Below are 19,322 nucleotides of genomic sequence, written 5' to 3' on the forward strand. Positions count from 1 at the left end.
GGCCAGCTCACGGCAAGCTCGCGAGCAAGCCGAATTGGCTGCGCTTGGCGTAGGCTACGATCGCGCTCAACGTCAGCAGCACGAGGGCGAGCACCGGCGAGCCCCCGATCAGGAACAGATGCGCGATGGTGGCGCCGACCATGATGCAGCTCAGCAGCAGGCCGCCGAAGGCTGCGACCGGCGGCACCAGGATCAGGACCGCGCCGAGCAGCTCCAACGATCCCGTGAAATAGCGGAACCACTGGCCGAGCCCGATATGCTCGAATTCCTCGACCAGCATCGGCACGCCATAGAGCTTGGCCGCACCGGCGGCGGCAAAGGCAAGCGCGAGCAATCCCCTGACGACCCACAGCGTGACGGATTTCCAGCGCGACGGCGCTGCGGCAACGGCAACTGACATGGATGACTCCCCATATGTTCGAATCGACCGGACCGCGCGGCCACCCGCCCATTCGGCGACCGGCCCCTGGGCTTTCGATGGACTAAATTCGGGAGTAAGATGAAAAGAACAAGTAGGATGCTTTTTGTGAGGTAGTATGAAAAAACTGACTATCGAGCCCGCCGAGCCTCCGGCGGCGTCCGAGCCGTGCAACGGCGACCTGTCAGCGCAATTTCATCGGGCGCTGTCGGTGCTGGCCGGGAAATGGAAGGGCGACATCCTCTGGCAACTGGTCGAGCGCAAGCGCCGGTTCGGCGAATTGCGGCAGGCGATCCCCGGCGTGACCCAGCACATGCTGACCACCCAGCTGCGCGATCTCGAGGCCAATGGCCTGGTCAAGCGCACGGTCTATCCCGAGGTGCCGCCGCGGGTTGAGTACGAGATGACGCCGTCAGCCAAGGCGCTCAAACCGGTGTTCGACGAGCTGTACCGGTGGGCGCAGGAGCATGGTTTTCCGACCTCGGCGCAGGGTGCCGCGCAGCCGAAGCCTGAACCGTCGAGCGACGGCATCGCGCCGGAGGGCCAGCAGCGGAAGGCGGATCGGCGGGCTGGCTGATGACGACAAGGTGACAATCGCGTGGGGCTGCCGTGATCGACCGGATAGCCGCAGGCACTCCCGGTTTGCCACCCCAAACACTATCTTTGCAGATCGCCGTCCAGGCCTGAACCGGGACCGGCACAGGTTTCCGGGTTGTAAGGTGAGTTTTCCGCTCGTCTCTGCTTCAATCGCCCGAAAGTCCTGCTTCCGGGTTCCGCACTGGCAATCGGCTGCGCTTCAGGCAAGGATGACAAGGAATCGCCAAGGAATCGCATTGCGTCGGAGTGACCATGACCAATCCTGCCACCACCTCCCTGCTCGACCGCGCCAATCTGGACCGCGATGCCGTCCGCCGCGAGGTGTCCCGCGGACTTGAAGGTGCCGACGACGGCGAGCTGTTCCTGGAGTTCGGGCAGACCGAGGCGCTGGTGTTCGACAACGGCCGGCTGAAGCAGGCGACCTACGACACCTCGCAGGGTTTTGGCCTGCGCGCCGTCAAGGACGACGCGGTCGGCTACGCGCATTCCTCCGATGTCTCGATCCCGGCATTGATCCGCGCCGCGGATGCGGTCGCGGCCGTGCGCGGCGGCTATGCCGGCACGTTTGCCGCGGCGCCGGCCCACACCAACATCAAGCTTTACGGCGACGAGAATCCACTCGATGGCCCGGCATTCGAGGCAAAAGTAAAACTGCTCGGCGAGATCGACGCCTATGTCCGCGACAAGGACCCGCGGGTGCGGCAGGTCTCGGCCAGCCTCACCGCGACCTGGCAGGTGGTGGAGATCCTGCGGCCCGACGGCGAGAGCTATCGCGACATCCGTCCGCTGGTGCGCGTCAATATCTCCGTGGTCGCCGGCCACGGCGACCGGCAGGAGAGCGGCAGCAAAGGCTATGGCGGCCGCGAGGGCTATGCGCGCTTCATCGAGACCAAGGCCTGGCGCGATGCCGCCGACGGCGCGCTGCGCGAGGCGCTGGTCAATCTCGAATCGGTGCCGGCGCCCGCCGGCGAGATGGATGTCGTACTCGGCGCCGGATGGCCCGGCGTGATGCTGCATGAAGCCGTCGGCCACGGGCTCGAGGGCGATTTCAACCGCAAGCAGACCTCCGCTTTCGCCGGCCTGATGGGCCAGCAGGTCGCAGCCAAGGGCGTCACCGTGGTCGATGACGGCACCATGGCATCGCGCCGCGGCTCGCTGTCGATCGACGACGAGGGCACGCCGACCAACCGCACCGTGCTGATCGAGGACGGCGTTTTGGTCGGCTACATGCAGGATCGCCAGAATGCCCGGCTGATGGGCATGAAGCCGACCGGCAACGGCCGTCGGCAGAGCTATGCCCATGTGCCGATGCCGCGCATGACCAACACCTACATGCTGTCGGGTGACCGCGACCCGGCCGAGATCATCGCCTCGGTGAAGAACGGCATGTATGCCGCCAATTTCGGCGGCGGCCAGGTCGACATCACCTCGGGCAAGTACGTGTTCCAGTGCACCGAAGCCTACAAGATCGAGGACGGCAAGCTCGGCGCGCCGCTGAAGGGCGCCATGCTGATCGGCAATGGACCGACCGATCTCCACAGGATCACCATGATCGGCAACGATCTTGCGCTGGATACGGGAATCGGTACCTGCGGCAAGAACGGCCAGGGCGTGCCGGTCGGCGTCGGCCAGCCGACGCTGCGGATGGAACGGATTACGGTCGGAGGAACGGGCTAGTGAGCAGCGGAAACGAAGTCGTGGCGGCCAAGCCGACCAGCTGGCGCGGGCAGGCCGTGCAACTGGCCGCGATCGTGGCCGTCGTGTTCCTCGCCAAGGGCGCGATCGCCGAGCCGTTCTACGTGCCGTCGGGCTCGATGGAACCGACGCTGCTGATCGGCGACGCGCTGGTTGCTTCGAAATTTCCCTACGGCTACGGCGCGGCGTCGCTGCCGATCCAGATCACGCTGCCGGAGACCGGCCGCGTGTTCGGCGAGACGCCGAAGCGCGGCGACGTCGTCGTGTTCCGCTGGCCGGGCGACCGTTCGCAGGCCTGGGTCAAGCGCGTGGTCGGGCTGCCCGGCGATCGCATCCAGATGCGGCAGGGCCAGCTCTTCATCAACGATCACCCGGCGGCGCTGAAGCCCGACGGCACCGGCTTTGCCGAGGACGATCGCGGCGGCGGCGAGGACGCCTACCGCTATATCGAGACGCTGCCGAACGGCGTCAGCCACGCGATCTTCAAGATCCGCGACAATGGAAGGTTGGACAACACGGCCGAAGTGACGGTGCCGCCCGGCAATCTGTTCGTGCTCGGCGACAACAGGGACAATTCCGCCGACAGCCGCGTGCCGGTGCGCGACGGCGGCGTCGGCCTGTTGCCGATCGACAATCTGATCGGCCGCGCCGATGCAGTGGTCGGTTCCTGGGACATGGGCATCCGCAGCCAGCCGGTCTGGACCTGGCTCTCCGGCTTCCGCCTCGCACGCTTCTTCACCTCGGTGCAGTGAGCTCGCCAACGTGACCTTCGACGACGTCAGGACCCTGGTGCTGGCGTGGCCGGAGATCGAGGGCGGCTCGTCCTACGGCACACCGGCGCTGAAGGTGCGCAAGAAGATGCTGGTGCGGCTCAAGGAGGACGGCGACAGCCTGGTAATGCCCGGCGTGCCGCCGGACGAGCGCGACATGCTGGTCGAGAGCCAGCCGACGGTGTTCTACTTCACCGATCACTACCGTGATTATCCGATCGTGCTGATCCGCCTGTCGAAGGCCAAGCGCACGACCGTCGAGCCGTTGCTGCGCCGGCACTGGCGCACCCTGGCATCGAAGAAGGCGGTCAGGGATTACGACGCGACGATGGCATAACTCTCATCCGTCATTGCGAGCGCAGCGAAACAATCCATGTCACGGCATAACGGATCAACGGATTGCTTCGTCGCTTCGCTCCTCGCAATGACGGGGAAAAGCATGACGCAAGACGAATTCCTCACCGCCGCGCTGCGCAACCCGGCCAATCAAGCGATCACAGACGAGCTGCACCGCGTTGCCCTGCCCGACGCCTGGCTGGTGTCCGGCTGCCTGGTGCAGACCGTGTGGAATGCGCTGACTGGCCGGCCGATCGATTACGGCATCAGCGACTACGACATCTTCTATTTCGATCCGGATACGTCGTGGGAGGCCGAGGACGCAGTGATCCGCGAGCTGAAGGCGCGGCTCGGTCATCTCGGGGTTGCGATCGAGGCGCGCAACCAGGCCCGCGTCCATCTCTGGTATCCCGACAAGCACGGCCTGCCCTACCCCGCGCTGTCGCGTTCGACCGACGGCATCGATCGCTTCCTCGCCGCGACCACGCAGATCGGCATCCGCCGCAGCACCGATGGTTACGACGTCTATGCGCCGAACGGTTTCGAACATGTCGCCGGCATGATCGTGCGGCCGAACCTCACCGCGAATTTTTCCGCGGCGAACTATGCGAGGAAGGCTGAGCGGTGGAAGGCGCTGTGGCCGGAGATCACGGTGCTGGCGGCGGAGTAACCTGTCGTCCCTGCCTAGCGCGCAATTGCGCACTAGGCAGGGACGACAGATGTATGTGCGGCGCTACCGCACCACGCCCGATGTAAAACCCCGCCTTGCGGCGCGGCAGCCTGATCTCACCCGTACCGTTCTTGCGATGCTGCGTGCCTAGGGGCCGATGATCAAGCTCAGACTCGCCAGAAAAATCACGACAACGCCAAGCAAGACGGCCAGCAGGAACCAGTACCGGTCAAACATCTACGTCTCCAAAGCAGTTCTCCCAGCTTGTTGATTGGTATCAGCGGACAGCCGCGAGATGCATGTCGCCCAACGTCGTCGGCAGGCTGCGTGTAATCAGGTCGACGATCGCCCGGTGCAGGCCCTCATCGTTGCCATCGCCCGAGCTGATTGGAAAATTCCCGTCGACCGGCCGGCTCGGACCGGCGAGCGGCACATTTCCCGCATTGCCCAGCGGCTGGGCCGATTTCTTGTCGATGACGTCAAACGTCTTGCCGTCGATCACCCTGATTTCGTAGAGCGCATAGATCTGGCTGTAGGACTCCGTCACCGTCTGGTAGGTGATGAAGCCGACGCCTTCGACCTTTCGGTGGCCGCCACCGTAGGCCGCCTGCGCCTTGGTGATGACGATATACGCATCGAGCCCTTGCGGAGACACCTCGGTCCGGACCAGCTGCTTGAACGGATCGCCGCGAACAAGGTTGGCGGGCGTGAACACGGAATCCTTGATGGTGGCAAAGGCGGAACGGCTGTAGGTGACCGGCTGCACCTGAAAGCGGCCGCCCAGCGCCGCCGTCGCCTGCTGGACGATCAGATCATCAAGCCCCCACGGCCCGATCGGGAAGCTGTTGCTGCCATTGTCCAGGCCCGTGAGCCCTCCCTTGGCGACGGTCACTTGATCGCCGACCGCCGAAATGATGCCGACGGTCTTGACCGCCTGCAGCTTGCTCTCGCTGGTCGCAAACGTCGCGCACCCGGCCACATTTGCGGCGACAAGAACGACCGCCGCGAAGCTCGCACATCGACCGCTGCGTCGCATGGGCTCTCATTGAACCTTGACGTCGAATGAATAGGAGGCGCCGACGCCGAACGTGGTCTGATTTGCCGAGCCGCGGACCGTCACGATCGGGCTCTTCGCGGCGTCGCCGAGCAGTCGATCATATTCGACATAGGAATGAACTTCCCACTTCGGATTGATCCGATACGACAGCTGCGCGCCGACACCGGCCGAATGCGCCCCGCCTTTGGCGTCAAACACCGGCAGCCCGGTCGCCATCGCATGCACGGTATCGATGCTGAAATAGGGCGAGACCGCCTTCGCGGTCTCCAGCGTGAAGCGCGGTCCGGCGGAAATGGTGAGGCCGCCAAACACCGGCACGATGAAGTCCGCCGAGAAGTCGGAAACGATGCCGTGGTGCCCGCCAAGGCCCTGGCGCGTCTCGTTGCGCACACGAAACCAGTCGACCGGAAAGTATTCGACGAATCCGCCGAGCTCGAAGGCCGCGTTGACGTCGGCAAGACCGCTGAGCTCGGGGTACCTGCTCGCTTTTCGCGACGTCACGAACTTGCCGACGGGACCGGCCCGAAAATCACCGAAGTCGACGATCGCGATGCTCGCATTGTCGCGCGGGCTGCGAAACTGATCGACGGTGCCGGCGCGACGGATCGCGAAAATCGGGACCGGGGTGAACTTGGTGTGGTTTGTACCCTCGAAATCCGGTCTGGACGCCCCGCTCGCGCCGATCATCACAGTCCAGTTGCCCGAGACCGAGGGCAGGAACGGGACTGAAAAAGGCGGAGCCGGCAACGTGAACGCGGTTTGAGCGGCAGCCCGACCGGGAAAGGCCGCGACAACGCCAAATGCGGCAGGAAGAGCAGCAACGACGGCACGACGCGCGGTCTTCGCCGCGCAAGAACGGAACAACTCTCGCATGGCGGAATGCTCAAAACCTCTGACCTGGGCCCAGTGGGAAGCGTTGTCGTATGGTCGCGGGTAGGTGGCCTGTGAACATTGCCCGAAGATTGCCGCGCGGCGGGCGCCCACGAAGCCCGAAAAGATTCGTGGCTTGCCTTGTCAAAGCCGCCTGCCGATAAGTGTTGCGAGCGCTGAACCATCGCTGGCGCGATGCCGACACAATCGCCTGCAAGATCATCGACCGAACATGCGAGGCAAGGTCTGTGCGCTTTCTCGTGATCGAAGACGAACCGCAAATCGCCGCCTATCTCGACCGGCTGCTCGGACAGCTCGGCGGCGTTATCGACATCGTCGAGTCCGTTACGGATGCGAGGCATGCGCTCAGCAGTTTCAATTACGATCTGGCGATCGTCGACCGAATGCTGCCCGATGGCGATGCGCTCAGTATCGTCACGACGCTGAGCCGGCTGCCGGAGAGGCCGGCCATCATCATGCTGACCGCCAAGGACGCCAAGGAAGATGTGATCGGCGGGCTGAACGGCGGCGCCGACGACTATCTGGGCAAGCCCTTCGAGCCGCAGGAGTTCGTCGCGAGAGCACGGGCCGTGCTGCGGCGGCCCCGCGTCTTCGTGCCGTCAATGCTTTCGTTCGGCAATGTCGAACTGAAGATCGGCACCAACGAGGCGACCGTCGCCGGCCACACGGTCCTGCTCCGGCGCCGCGAGGCCTTGATCCTCGAGGCGCTGTTGATGCGACGCGACCGCGTCATCGCCCGCGAGGCACTGATCGAGGCCATCTACGGATTCGACGACGAGATCGAATCCAACACGCTCGAGTCGCAAGTGTCTCGGCTTCGCAAGAGGCTGTCCGAACTTGGCAGCAATGTCGAGATCCGCAGCATGCGGGGCATCGGCTACATTCTGAGGATGGCAAATATCCGATGACGTCGATCGCACGGACATTGACGCTCTGGCTCGGGATGGCCGCTGCCGTGATTTTCTTCGCCGCGCTCGGCCTCGTCTTCTGGCTGTTCATCGCGCAGGAGCCCGAACGCAGCGGCTGCTTTGCGGCCGCCTACGTTCTTGGTCGCGCCACCGACATCAACCCCGGCGACAGGCTCACAGTCCGCCCCACCGCCCGATTGGAAGAGCTGAAATCCCAAAGCCCGGACCTGTGGTACGTCGTGGCTTACGGCGATGTGACAAGCGAATTCGGGCGCGAACGCAGGCCACCGCTTCCGGTTTCGCTGCCCTTTATCGGACCAAGCGGTCTGTCCATGCTCAAGTCGCTCGACCAGAAGAGCTCGTTCTGCATGGTCGTCATGCACAGCGGCCACGTCCCCGAACTCGTGATGATGATCGGAAATGCCCAGGTCCGTCGTGACCAGATCGCGATGTGGTTCATCCTGAAAAATCTGTTCGAGATTTCCCTCTACGCGGCGGGGTACGTATTGATCGTGGCGATCGGCGTATTTCTCGCCGCGCGCTTCGTCGCGCGCAGCATCGAACGGGTGACGAAGCTTGCCCTCGCGATCGATCCGGCCGCGCCGCAGGGATCGATTTCGCTCGATCGGGTCCCGGCAGAACTGAAGCCGCTGGCCACGGCGCTGAACCGCGCGTTTGATGAAATCCACTCCTACATCCGGACGCAGCGCCGGTTCCTGGGCAACGCCGCCCATCAGCTCCGCACCCCCCTGACATTGTTGCGCGCCAGGGTCGAGGACGTGGCCGATCCCGCCTTGCGGGTGGAGCTGATTCACGATGTCCGCCGGCTGACATCGCTCGTTTCGGCCATGCTGGACCTGGCGCGGCTGCAAAACGGGACGCTCGAAAAGCGGCCGATCGACCTTGCGACCGTGACGCGCGACGTGCTGGCAGATTTCAGCCCGTCGGCTTTGGACGCCGGGATCGAACTCTCGCTGGAACACAGCGACGAACCGGCCACCATCGTGCAGGGCGTCGAAGCTGCTGTCAGGAGCGCGCTGGCCAACCTGGTCGGCAACGCGCTGATTCACGCCCGGGGCGCCCGAAGCATCAGGGCCAGCCTAAGCCGCGGCCGCGTATCGATCAGCGACGACGGCGCCGGACTCTCTCCGGGCTCGGAGTCCAAGCTGATCGAGCCATTCCAGACCGGCGGCACGGCCAGGAACAGCGCCGGCCTCGGCCTGTCGATCGTGCAGGAGATCATGGCCTCGCATGGCGGTGAGCTCGTCATTGCGTCGAACCGTGGACAGGGAACGACCGCTTGCCTTCGCTTTCCGGAGGCCGCGTTGGCCATGCCAATTCAGCGCGCGGCCGGGGTAAGCTGAGGGAGCCCGGTCGGTGAGGATCGGATGGGCGATCATCGTATCCAGAGGGCGATCAACCGCCCTTGGCGCTAGCGCACCACGCCGGACGTGAACCCCGCCTTGCGGCGCGGCGGCTTGATCTCCTTCTTCAGGAAGCAATGCGCGTCGCGGCCGGCATAGCCAGGCCGGGCGTAGGTCCAGGCGCGGCACTTGTTGTCGGCGGTGCAGGCGGCCTGGCAGGCCTCGTCGCCGTCACTGCTCTTCAGCTCGAAATTCTTGTAGTCACCGCCGAGGCGGTCGATCGAGGTTTCGATGGCGCCGTTGCGCGGTTCGACCACGCCCGCGCCACGCACCCCTGAGACGCAGCAGACGTTCTGCACCCGCGCCGGCACGGTGTTCTTCAGCCAGCACACAGCGCCGTTGTTGGCGTCGGTCGGATAGTTGAAGCTCCAGGCGCGGCAGCGGCGGTCACGCTCGCAGGTGAGCGCGCAATCGGCGGGATCGCCTGATGTCACCGGCGCATTCAGGTAGTCGCCGCCGGGACGGTCGAAATTGGTCTGCGCCAATGCCGGGCGTGCGACGAAAGCGGCCGCGAAAACCGCGAACATCACCATCCACGCCCTAAAGAGGCGACCTATCCCCATGAGATTGCTTTCAAATTCGCACAGCCCCGCGCACTTCGCGGGGCGTCATTTGAACGCCATGAACCTGTACGGCTGATGAACGGCGGGTGCGACACCACCGCCGTCAGCGCGCGTTCCGGACCCGAATTCAGGCCAAGCGGGGACTAGAAGGCGTACTCCTGATAGGCCGGTTCCACCGAGCCCTTCCACGGGCCGTTGAACTTCTCCAGCATCTCCTCCGCCGGCGAGCGGCCGGTCTCGATGAATGCGCTCGAGCGGTTCGAGGAAGCGGCTCTCGTCGCGTCCGAGATGATCGATCCGGCCGCGCCGCCGCAATCCGGCGTGCGACAGGATCAGGCACTCCTTGGCGATCTCGAATAGATAGCGGTCCTTGATCCGCGCCTTGAAGCCGAAACGCGGCACGTCGTCGCGCAGCGCCTGACGCTCCGGCGCGGTCCAATGCCGGACGATGTCCCAGGCGGCATCGAGGCTGTCATTGTCGTAGAGCAGCCCGACCCAGAACGCCGGCAGCGCCGGCAGCCGGCCCCACGGCACGCCGTCGGCGCCGCGCATCTCGAGGTAACGCTTCAGCCGCACCTCGGGGAAGATCGTCGACAGGTGGTTGGCCCAGTCCGACAAGGTCGGGCGCTCGCCGGGGAAGGCGGCATTCTTGCCGGCGAAGAAGTCGCGGAACGACGATCCGGAGACGTCGATATATTCCTCGCCGCGCTTGACGAAATACATCGGCACGTCGAGTGCGTAATCGACATAGCGCTCGAAGCCCATGCCGTCCTCGAACGCGAACGGGATCATGCCAGAGCGCGCATTGTCGGTGTCGCGCCAGATCTCTGAGCGGAACGAGAGGAAGCCGTTGAGCTTGCCTTCCGTGAATGGCGAGTTGGCGAACAGCGCGGTCGCGACCGGCTGCAGCGCCAGCGACACCCGCAGCTTCTTCACCATGTCGGCTTCGGAGGAGAAGTCGAGATTGGTCTGCACCGTGCAGGTCCGGAACATCATGTCGAGGCCGTATTTGCCGACCTTCGGCATGTAATTTCTCATGATCTTGTAGCGGCCCTTGGGCATCACGGGGATCTGCGCCCGCGACCAGGACGGCGTCATGCCGAGGCCGAGGAAGCCGATGCCGAGCGGGGTCGCGACCTCCCGCACCTGGGCCAGATGCGCCATCAGCTCCGATTGGGTCTGGTGCACGGTCTCGACCGGCGCGCCCGACAATTCGAACTGCCCGCCCGGCTCGAGCGAAATCGCGCCGCCGCCGGTGACGTCATAGAGCCCGATGATGTTGCCGCGCTCCATGATCGGCTCCCAGCCGAGCAAGAGCTTCATGCCCTCGAGCAGCGCGCCGATGCCCTTCGCGCCTTCATAGGGCACGGGGTGATGGCCCTCGAGCGTGAACGGGGTCTTCTCGTGCTCGGTACCGATCCGGAATTCGGACTCGGGCTTCACGCCGGCTTCAATCCACGCCACGAGTTCGTCGCGCGACTGCAGCGGCGTCATGTCGATCTGGTCACGCGCCATAGAAAATCCAACTCAAGGGCGCTTCGATCGAAGGCGCGCGGTGGCAGGGACATCCGCGAGCTACAATGGCCGCGGATGATGGGATCAGGAATATCATCGGGCAGGCACGCCGTCTCGCGCCGGCGCGGCCTTGGTGTCGCTCTTTGCATCGACCTTGGTGTCACCTTTGGCGTCGCTTTTGGCGTCGCCGCAGGAGCAGCCCAGACGGTCGAGCAGACCGCACAGCCTGGCCGCGTCGGCATCGGACAATTTCGAGCCGACATGCTTGTCGATCGCGGCCGAATAGGCGCTCCACATCTTTTTCTGGAGCTCGCGACCGGCCTCGGTGATCTCGACGAACTGGCCGCGCTTGTCGATCTTGCATTCGCGCCGGGCGGCAAGCCCCTCGTCGACCAGCTTGTCGATCAGCCGCGAGGTCGAATATTGCGGGATCAGCATCTGCCGCTCGAGCTCGACCGGGCGCAGCTCGCCCGACGGCGCGCGCGACAGCTCGAGCAAGGCGTCATACCAGGCGAGCGGCGGAAAGCCGGCCTTCTTCAAATCCTGCTCGACGCAGTCCAGCACCCGGCTCGGCACCCGCATCAGGCGGATCCAGGCGGCCGTCGCCTCGCTCGATAGCTTGCGTTTCATCGTCTAGCCCATAAGGTCCCGGCACCGACTGTACCGCACTGAATGCATCTGCATCAATCTTGACTATTTCATGCAGGTGCATGTAGGCAATCCCTCTCCGGACGCCAAGAACAAGGGAAGGAATACCCCCATGAAGCTTTATTACTCCCCCGGTGCCTGCTCCCTCTCCCCCCACATCGCCCTGCTCGAGGCCGGCCTGCCCTACGACCTGGTCAAGGTCGATCTGCGCGCCAAGAAGCTCGAAAACGGCGACGATTTCCTGCAAGTGAACCCCAAGGGCCAAGTGCCCGCGCTGGCGCTGGATACCGGCGAGATGGTCACCGAAGGGCCGATCATCATCCAGATGATCGCCGACAGGGTCGCCGACCGGAAGCTGGCACCGGCGCGGGACTCCAACGAGCGCTACAAACTGCTCGAATGGCTGAACTACATCACGACCGAGCTGCACAAGAATCTCGGTCCGATGTTCTCGCCCGTGCTGGCCGACGACGCCAAGGCCTTCTTCAAGGATCGCGCCATGGGCAAGTTCAAATATGTCGAGAGCCAGCTCGCCGGGCGCGACTATCTGATGGGCAACCAGTTCACGGTCGCCGACGGCTTACCTGTTCACCATGATGATGTGGGCGCAAGACCGCCTCGGCTTCGACTTCTCCGGCCTGCCCAATGTGACGGCCTACAAGGCCCGCGTCGCGGCGCGCCCGAAGGTGCAGGAAGCGCTGAAGAAGGAAGGCCTGCTGAAGGCGGCCTGAGCTCTCGCGCCAGTTTCATCAGACGTGAAAGGGCCGGATCAGGATCCGGCCCTTTTCTCTGCGTGGCGCCAGCACCTGGCGGGCTCGACGGCGCTGCTGGCAGCCGGCCCATCTCCTGGAGAGCACGGCCTCCATGCTCGCGGTGACATCGGCAGTGCGTCCGGGTTCCGAGCTGTGCGGAACGTCTCAATTTGACCTGCATTGTACCGATTAATACTAAGTCGGTGTACTTCCGGCTGAGGGCGTTCCTCTCCTTGTTCGTGCGATCCAACTGACCGACTATGACCTGCGGCGCGCCCTCCGCTCCAACTGGTCTAAAAATGTGACGATCGCCTTTACGCTTTTATTGACCCAGCACGCTCGTCGGGCTGGCAACCAGTTTGTACTTTCGGGTTTGGACATTGATGCTGGTGTCGCCGCTGATCGCGGTGCTCGCGGCAATCGTGCTCCAATCCGACGGCTATGCATTTGCCACCGGCGCCCCGATCGTCGTCGCCTGCCTCGCATTCAACCAGATCGCCTATCTCACCGGCGCTGTGCTTTCGCCGGACCATGACGGCTCAATGGCGGAAGAAGTCGACGGCATTCCACGCGGCCGCCGCGAGCACAAGGTCCACGGCCAGAACGAGTAGCACCAGACCGAACCAGGAAGGACCCTTGCCCCGCAAGCGCAGCGGATTCCCTCGTTGCGGCGGCGAGAGCGAGACGGAATGCTTGCCGGCGACCTCAGCGGCACCTTCCTTGAGCACAGAACGCATTGCAGGACACCCCAACCCTGATCGTCATCTTTGGTGATCGTCTTGGCGATGGACCAGCAAGAGTGATGCCAGCAGCATGGTGCCAGTGGGGAGCAAGCGTGGCGGGACTTTGACCTGCGCGACCGTCGCGCAACAGGATCAAGTCGGATCGATGACCGGCTTGATCCTGCGCGAGTTGGTTCAAAACGTAACGGCGTTCACGCCGCCTGCTTCTTCGGCGGGAAGCGGCCGTAGAAGGTTTCGCCCTTGGCCGCCATCTCCTCGAGCAGCTCCGGCGGAGTGAAGCGAGAACCGTATTTCTTCTCGAAGGCGTGGCAGAGCGCGACGAAATTCTTCGTGCCCATGAAGTCGATGTAGGACAGCGCACCGCCGGTGAACGGCGCGAAGCCGAAGCCGAGGATCGAGCCGACATCCGCCTCGCGTACGTCGGTGATGACGTGATCCTCGACGGTGCGCGCGGCTTCCACCGCCTGCACCACCAGGAAGCGCTGCTTCAATTCCTCGACGCTGAGCGTGTCGGGATCGAGCTGCTTCGGCTGCAGATTGGCCAGCCCCGGCCACAGGCTCTTCTGACCCTTGCCCTTCTCCGGATAATCGTAGAAGCCCTTGCCGTTCTTGCGGCCGAAGCGGCCCTGCTTCTCGACCATCTCGACCATCAGTTTCTTCTGCGCCTGGTCGATCGCGTTGGGGCCGAGATCGGCCTCGGTCGCCTTCGTGATCTTCAGCCCGAGGTCGAGCGCGACCTCGTCCTGCAGCGACAGCGGCCCGACCGGCATGCCGGCCATTTTGGCGGTGTTTTCGATCATGGCCGGCGGCACGCCCTCGAGCAGCATCTCATTGCCCTCGGAGATGTAGCGCATCACGCAGCGGTTGGCGAAGAAGCCGCGGGAATCGTTCACCACAATGGGCGTCTTGCTGATGGCGCGGACATAGTCGAGCGCGGTCGCCAGCGCGACGTCGCCGGTGTTCTTGCCCAGGATGATCTCGACCAGCATCATCTTCTCGACCGGCGAGAAGAAGTGGATGCCGATGAACTTGCCCTGGTCCTTGAACTCCTCGGCCAGCGAATTGATCGGCAGCGTCGAGGTGTTGGAGGCGAAGATCGCGCCCGATTTCAGCAGCGGTTGCGCCTTGGCGTAGGTATCGGCCTTGACCTTGCGGTCCTCGAACACGGCCTCGATGACGAGGTCGCAGTCCGAGATCACGTTGTAGTCCGCAGTGGCCGAGATGCGCGCGAGGATGGCATCGCCGGCCTCCTGCTTCATCCGGCCCTTCGCGACCAGTCCGTCGACCACGGTCTTGGCGTGGCCCTTGCCCTTGTCGGCGCTGTCCTGGTCGCGATCGACCAGCACGACGTCGATGCCGGCCTGCGCCGAGACATAGCCGACGCTGGCGCCCATGAAGCCGGCGCCGATCACGGCGAGCTTCTTCACCTTGGTCGGCGGCACGCCTGCCGGGCGGCGCGCGCCCTTGTTCAATTCCTGCATCGACAGGAACAGCGAGCGGATCATCGCAGCCGCTTCCTTCGAGCGCAGGATTTGCGTGAAGTAGCGCGACTCGACCCGCAGCGCGGCGTCGATCGGCAGCTGCAGGCCTTCATAGACGCAGCTCATGATGGCGCGCGCGGCCGGATAATTGTCGTAGGTCTCGCGGCGATAGATCGCGTTGCCGGCCGGGAACATCTGCATGCCCATCTTGGAGAAGACGGGGCCGCCGGGCAGCTTGAAGCCCTTCTCGTCCCACGGCGCGACCGCCTTGCCGCCGCCCTTGATCCAGTCCTTCGCGGCCTTGATCAGATCGGCCGCGGGCACGACGGCGTGAATCAGATTGAGCGCCTTGGCGCGGGTCAGATTGACCGCCTCGCCCTTGAGCAGCAATTGCATCGCGTCCTGCGGCGACACCAGGCGCGGCACGCGCTGGGTACCGCCGGCGCCGGGAAACAGGCCGACCTTGATCTCGGGCAGGCCGAGGCGAGTCTTGGGGTTCTCGGCCGCGACGCGGTAGTGGCAGGCCAGCGTGATCTCGAAACCGCCGCCGAGCGCGAGGCCGTTGATCGCGGCGACCCACGGCTTGCCCGAGGTCTCGATCGCGCGGAACGACTGCGACATCTGGCGGCTCTGCTCGAACAGCATCTGGTTCGCGGCTTCCTCGCCCTTCTCCTTGAAGAGCTGCGCGTAGTTGCGGTTCATGCCCTCGAGCATCGAGAGGTCGGCACCGGCGCAGAACGCCTCCTTGGCCGAGGTGATCACGACGCCCTTGATCGCGGCATCGTTCGTCGTCTGCTTGATGATCTCGCCGATCTCCCGGGTCGAGACCTCGTCGAACACGTTCATCGAACGGCCGGGGATGTCCCAGGTGACGAGCGCGATGCCGTCGGCGTCGACGTCGAACTTGAAATTCTTGAAGGCCATGTAAGTCGCTCCCAATCTCTCCGTCATCCCGAGGTGGCCTCGCTCTTGCGAGGCCCTCGAAGGATGAGTCAGTGAATTTATCCATCCTTCGAGGCTCGGGCTCTCGCCCTCGCACCTCAGGATGACGCTGCCTTCCCGGTTACACGCGCTCGATGATGGTGGCGGTGCCCATGCCGCCGCCGATGCACAGCGTGACCAGCGCCGTCTCCTTGTTGGTGCGCTCGAGCTCGTCGAGCACGGTGCCCAGGATCATCGCGCCGGTCGCCCCTAACGGATGGCCGAGCGCGATCGCGCCGCCATTGACGTTGATCTTGGCGTTGTCGATGTCGAAGGCCTGGATGTAGCGCAGCACCACCGAAGCGAAGGCCTCGTTGAGCTCGAACAGGTCGATGTCAGACTTCTTCATGCCGGAACGCTCGAACAGCTTTTCGGTGACGTCGACCGGGCCGGTCAGCATCATCGCGGGCTCCGAGCCGATATTGGCGAACGCGCGGATTTTTGCGCGCGGCTTCAGCCCGTACTTGGCCCCCGCCTCCTTGCTGCCGAGCAGCACCGCGCCGGCGCCGTCGACGATGCCGGAGGAATTGCCGGCGTGATGCACGTAATTGACCTTCTCGACCTCGGGGTGCGACTGGATCGCCACCGCGTCGAAACCGGCCATCGCCGCCATCGCCGCGAAGGACGGCTGCAGCTGCGCCAGCGACTGCATCGTCGTGGTCGGGCGCATGTGCTCGTCCATGGCGAGGATGGTCAGGCCGTTGACGTCCTTGATCGGCACCACCGACTTGTTGAAGCGACCTTCGTCCCAGGCCTTAGCCGCACGCTGCTGGCTCTGCACGGCATAGGCATCGACGTCGTCGCGCGAAAAACCGTACTTGGTCGCGATCAGATCGGCCGAGATGCCCTGCGGCATGAAATAGGCCGGCACCGCCATCGAGGGATCCATCGGCCAGGCGCCGCCGGAGGCGCCGATGCCGACGCGGCTCATCGATTCCGCACCGCCGCCGATCACGAGCTCATGCTGGCCGCTCATGATCTGGGCCGCGGCGAAGTTCACGGCATCGAGGCCGGAAGCGCAGAAGCGGCTGATCTGCACGCCCGGCACCTTTTCGCCGAGACCGGCCTTCAGCGCGGCGAAGCGGGCGATGTCGGAGCCGGCCTCGCCGACCGGATCGACCACGCCGAGGATGACGTCGTCGACGGAGTCCTCGGGCAGATTGTTGCGCTCCTTGAGCGACTTCAGCGGCACCGTGGCGAGCGCCAGCGCGGTGACCTCGTGGAGCGCGCCATCGGCCTTGCCGCGGCCGCGCGGGGTACGAACGTGATCGTAGATGTATGCCTCAGGCATGACGCCCTCCTTTATATGAGGATCATAATATATACGGAAGGAAGCGCCGCCGCACGGGTGCAACGGCAATTTTCAAGGCTTTCTTGTTTGACGCGTTTTCTTCACGCGAACCGGTATCCACTTCGCTGGAAAACGCTTCAGAACGCTTCCGCGGCCAATTCCATCGTGGTGGCGCTGCCGCTCTGGATCCGGGCCAGATGCACGGCGGTCTCCGGCAGCAGCCTCTCTATGAAGAAGCGGCCGGTCACGAGCTTGGTGTTGAGGTAGGGCGTGGCGCCGGCGGCGGCCTTGTCCTGCGCCACCTTGGCCATCTTCGCCCACATGTAGCCGAGCGCGACGAGGCCGAACAATTTCATGAAATCGGTCGCGGCGGCGCCGGCATTGTCGGGCTTGGTCAGCGCGTTCTGCATCAGCCAGCCGGTGGCCTGCTGCAGATGGCCGAGAGCTGTGGAGAGCGGGGTGATGAACGGCTTCATCGCCTCGTCGCCGCCATGCTCCTTGGCGAAGGCCGTGACCTCGCCGAAGAACGCCATCGCGGCGCGGCCGCCGTCGCGCGGCAGCTTGCGGCCGACCAGGTCGAGCGCCTGGATGCCGTTGGCGCCCTCATAGATCATCGCGATGCGGGCATCGCGCACGAACTGCTCCATGCCGTGCTCGGCGATATAGCCGTGGCCGCCGAACATCTGCTGCGCCGAGACCGTGTTGGCGAAACCGGTGTCGGTCAGAACGCCCTTCAGCACCGGCGTCATCAGGCCCATGTGGTCGTCGGCGGCCTGGCGATCCTTCGGGTCGTTGGAGCGGTGCGCGACGTCGCTCTTCAGCGCGGTCCACACCACCATGGCGCGCGCCGCCTCGTTGAAGGCGCGGATCGTGAGCAGCGTGCGGCGCACGTCGGGATGCACGATGATCGGATCGGCCGGCTTGTCGGCGGCCTTGACGCCGGTCAGCGCGCGGCCCTGCAGGCGCTCGCGCGCATAGGCGACCGCGTTTTGATAGGCGACCTCGGACTGCGCGAGGCCCTGCACGGCGACGCCGAGGCGGGCCTCGTTCATCATCACGAACATGCCCTGCATGCCCTTGTTCTCTTCGCCGATCAGCCAGCCGGTGGCGTTGTCGTAGTTCATCACACAGGTCGAATTGCCGTGGATGCCCATCTTGTGCTCGATCGAGCCGCAGGTGACGCCGTTGCGCTGGCCGAGCGAGCCGTCGGCATTGACCAGCACCTTGGGAACGACGAACAGCGAGACGCCCTTGATGCCGGCCGGCGCGCCTTCGATGCGCGCCAGCACCAGGTGGATGATGTTCTCGGCGAGGTCATGCTCGCCGGCGGAGATGAAGATCTTGGTGCCCGTGATCTTGAAGCTGCCGTCGGCCTGGCGCACCGCCTTGGTGCGGAGCAGACCGAGATCGGTGCCGCACTGCGGCTCGGTCAGGTTCATGGTGCCGGTCCACTCGCCGGCGATCATCTTCGGCACATAGGTCTTCTTCTGCTCGGGGGTGCCGTGCACCAGGAGCGCGGCGGTCGCGCCCATGGTCAGCCCGCCATACATCGAGAATGCCATGTTGGCGGAGATCTGGAATTCGTTGACCGCCTGCGAGAGCGTCACCGGCAGGCCCTGGCCGCCAAATTCAGTCGGCGCCGACAGGCCGAGCCAGCCGCCTTCGGCGACCTGCTTGAAGGCTTCCTTGAAGCCTTTCGGCGTGGTGACGCTGCCGTCGTCATTGCGCTTGCAGCCTTCGAGATCGCCTGTGCGATTGAGCGGCTGCAACACCTCTTCGCTGAGCTTGGCGGCCTCGCCAAGGATCGCCTCGCGCACATCGGCCGACGCATCGGTGAAGCCGGAAAGATTGCCGTAGCGATCGATCTGGAAAACGTCGTTCAACAGGAAGCTGACGTCTTCGACGGGGGCTTTGTAGGTCGGCATGCTGATCTCCCGGCTGGCTCGCGGTCGCACGCGCGACCGATGCTGCTCAGCTTGTCCTTGGGTTTGTTGGAACGGACCTTATCCGGTTCGGAAGGTCCGCGGCAGGTCCTAGCGAGACTGTGATTGCGACGTTGCGCCGCTCTGCTTCATCAATTCCTCGCCCATCATCCGATGCAGCAGGTTGATCGCCTTGAGCGGGCGCACCATCACCTTGAAATGCGTGATCCGGCCGTCACCGTCGAACGTGATGATGTCGACGCCGTTCAGCTTGATGCCTTCGATCTCGTTCTCGAATTCGAGCACCGCGCCGGTGTCGTTGCGCCACTCGCCGAGATACTTGAAGGTCGGGCCGCCGAGCACCTTGGCGGCGCTGGTAAGATATTTGAAGGTAATGTCGCGGCCGCGCTGCGGCGTGTGCACGACCGGGCTTTCGAACACCGCGTCGGGATGCAGCAGATCCCACAGAGCGGCGGTGTCGTGGGACTTCATGTAAGCGTACCACTTGTCGAGGCCCGGCTTGCTCATTCGGACGTCTCCTGCGGCAGGGGGTTTAAGAAGCCTGAACATCAGCCGCGCGCGACAAGGCGGCACGCCGATCATCATATGCATATTGACGCATATGCACAGTTGCGCATAAAGTCAAGCGAACTTCAGAAT

At 64.4% G+C, this 19,322-nt stretch carries 17 protein-coding genes and 2 pseudogenes; 9 read left to right on the top strand and 10 right to left on the bottom strand.

What is annotated here, in order from left to right; translation table 11 throughout:
- Positions 1–7 precede the first annotated feature (7 nt).
- Positions 8–400 carry a DoxX family protein gene (locus ACVWW1_RS26645; RefSeq protein ID WP_456657967.1) on the bottom strand — a complete coding sequence of 131 codons (393 nt, stop codon included), beginning with the start codon at positions 398–400 and terminating at the stop codon, positions 8–10.
- A 136-nt stretch (positions 401–536) separates the two neighbouring features.
- Between ACVWW1_RS26645 and ACVWW1_RS26650 the strand changes: the two genes are divergently transcribed.
- The 5 genes from ACVWW1_RS26650 (at position 537) to ACVWW1_RS26670 (ending at position 4,486) form a co-directional block, all read left to right on the top strand.
- Complete coding sequence (locus ACVWW1_RS26650; RefSeq protein ID WP_176528837.1) at positions 537–995, top strand: winged helix-turn-helix transcriptional regulator; 459 nt, start codon at positions 537–539, stop codon at positions 993–995.
- Between the two features lie 272 nt (positions 996–1,267).
- Complete coding sequence (tldD, locus tag ACVWW1_RS26655) at positions 1,268–2,692, top strand: metalloprotease TldD (RefSeq protein WP_456657968.1); 1,425 nt, start codon at positions 1,268–1,270, stop codon at positions 2,690–2,692.
- A complete protein-coding gene (gene lepB, locus ACVWW1_RS26660) occupies positions 2,692–3,462 on the top strand; it encodes a signal peptidase I (RefSeq protein ID WP_207834863.1) in 771 nt (256 codons plus the stop codon). Before tldD ends, lepB begins: the two co-directional genes overlap by 1 nt.
- A gap of 10 nt (positions 3,463–3,472) precedes the next feature.
- Positions 3,473–3,817 (top strand): MmcQ/YjbR family DNA-binding protein, encoded by a 345-nt coding sequence (locus ACVWW1_RS26665; protein ID WP_456657969.1) that lies wholly within the window; start codon positions 3,473–3,475, stop codon positions 3,815–3,817.
- 102 nt (positions 3,818–3,919) lie between these two features.
- Complete coding sequence (locus ACVWW1_RS26670) at positions 3,920–4,486, top strand: nucleotidyltransferase family protein (RefSeq protein ID WP_456657970.1); 567 nt, start codon at positions 3,920–3,922, stop codon at positions 4,484–4,486.
- Between the two features lie 277 nt (positions 4,487–4,763).
- Here ACVWW1_RS26670 and ACVWW1_RS26675 read toward each other — a convergent pair whose 3' ends face one another.
- A complete protein-coding gene (locus ACVWW1_RS26675; RefSeq protein WP_456657971.1) occupies positions 4,764–5,522 on the bottom strand; it encodes a hypothetical protein in 759 nt (252 codons plus the stop codon).
- Positions 5,523–5,528: 6 nt separating this feature from the next.
- Positions 5,529–6,290 (bottom strand): MipA/OmpV family protein, encoded by a 762-nt coding sequence (locus tag ACVWW1_RS26680; protein WP_456657972.1) that lies wholly within the window; start codon positions 6,288–6,290, stop codon positions 5,529–5,531.
- A gap of 383 nt (positions 6,291–6,673) precedes the next feature.
- Between ACVWW1_RS26680 and ACVWW1_RS26685 the strand changes: the two genes are divergently transcribed.
- The gene (locus tag ACVWW1_RS26685) at positions 6,674–7,342 is read left to right on the top strand and encodes a response regulator transcription factor (RefSeq protein WP_456657973.1); all 669 of its coding nucleotides are present in this window, start codon (positions 6,674–6,676) and stop codon (positions 7,340–7,342) included.
- On the top strand, positions 7,339–8,706 hold the full coding sequence (locus ACVWW1_RS26690; protein ID WP_456657974.1) for a sensor histidine kinase: 1,368 nt from the start codon (positions 7,339–7,341) through the stop codon (positions 8,704–8,706). The genes ACVWW1_RS26685 and ACVWW1_RS26690 overlap by 4 nt, the downstream gene beginning before the upstream one ends.
- A 68-nt stretch (positions 8,707–8,774) precedes the next feature.
- Here ACVWW1_RS26690 and ACVWW1_RS26695 read toward each other — a convergent pair whose 3' ends face one another.
- The 3 genes and pseudogenes from ACVWW1_RS26695 to ACVWW1_RS26705 form a co-directional block, all read right to left on the bottom strand.
- A complete protein-coding gene (locus tag ACVWW1_RS26695; RefSeq protein ID WP_456657975.1) occupies positions 8,775–9,329 on the bottom strand; it encodes a PAN domain-containing protein in 555 nt (184 codons plus the stop codon).
- A 143-nt stretch (positions 9,330–9,472) separates the two neighbouring features.
- Positions 9,473–10,844 (bottom strand): annotated as a pseudogene (locus ACVWW1_RS26700) (glutamate--cysteine ligase).
- 93 nt (positions 10,845–10,937) lie between these two features.
- Positions 10,938–11,474, bottom strand: a complete 537-nt coding sequence (locus tag ACVWW1_RS26705; protein ID WP_207834858.1) for a MarR family winged helix-turn-helix transcriptional regulator — start codon at positions 11,472–11,474, stop codon at positions 10,938–10,940.
- Positions 11,475–11,604: 130 nt separating this feature from the next.
- Between ACVWW1_RS26705 and gstA the strand changes: the two are divergent.
- Positions 11,605–12,223, top strand: a pseudogene (gstA, locus tag ACVWW1_RS26710) (glutathione transferase GstA).
- 404 nt (positions 12,224–12,627) lie between these two features.
- On the top strand, positions 12,628–12,855 hold the full coding sequence (locus ACVWW1_RS26715) for a hypothetical protein (protein WP_176528830.1): 228 nt from the start codon (positions 12,628–12,630) through the stop codon (positions 12,853–12,855).
- Between the two features lie 323 nt (positions 12,856–13,178).
- On the opposite strand, the gene ACVWW1_RS26720 is transcribed toward ACVWW1_RS26715, so the two are convergent.
- The 4 genes from ACVWW1_RS26720 to ACVWW1_RS26735 form a co-directional block, all read right to left on the bottom strand.
- Complete coding sequence (locus tag ACVWW1_RS26720; protein ID WP_456657976.1) at positions 13,179–15,392, bottom strand: 3-hydroxyacyl-CoA dehydrogenase NAD-binding domain-containing protein; 2,214 nt, start codon at positions 15,390–15,392, stop codon at positions 13,179–13,181.
- 139 nt (positions 15,393–15,531) lie between these two features.
- Entirely contained in the window at positions 15,532–16,740 is a 1,209-nt protein-coding gene (locus ACVWW1_RS26725) for an acetyl-CoA C-acetyltransferase (protein WP_456657977.1), read from the bottom strand.
- Positions 16,741–16,877: 137 nt separating this feature from the next.
- Positions 16,878–18,665, bottom strand: a complete 1,788-nt coding sequence (locus ACVWW1_RS26730; protein WP_456657978.1) for an acyl-CoA dehydrogenase C-terminal domain-containing protein — start codon at positions 18,663–18,665, stop codon at positions 16,878–16,880.
- Between the two features lie 108 nt (positions 18,666–18,773).
- On the bottom strand, positions 18,774–19,190 hold the full coding sequence (locus ACVWW1_RS26735; protein WP_092119202.1) for a nuclear transport factor 2 family protein: 417 nt from the start codon (positions 19,188–19,190) through the stop codon (positions 18,774–18,776).
- Positions 19,191–19,322 lie beyond the last annotated feature (132 nt).

The organism is Bradyrhizobium sp. JR3.5, from assembly GCF_054057015.1.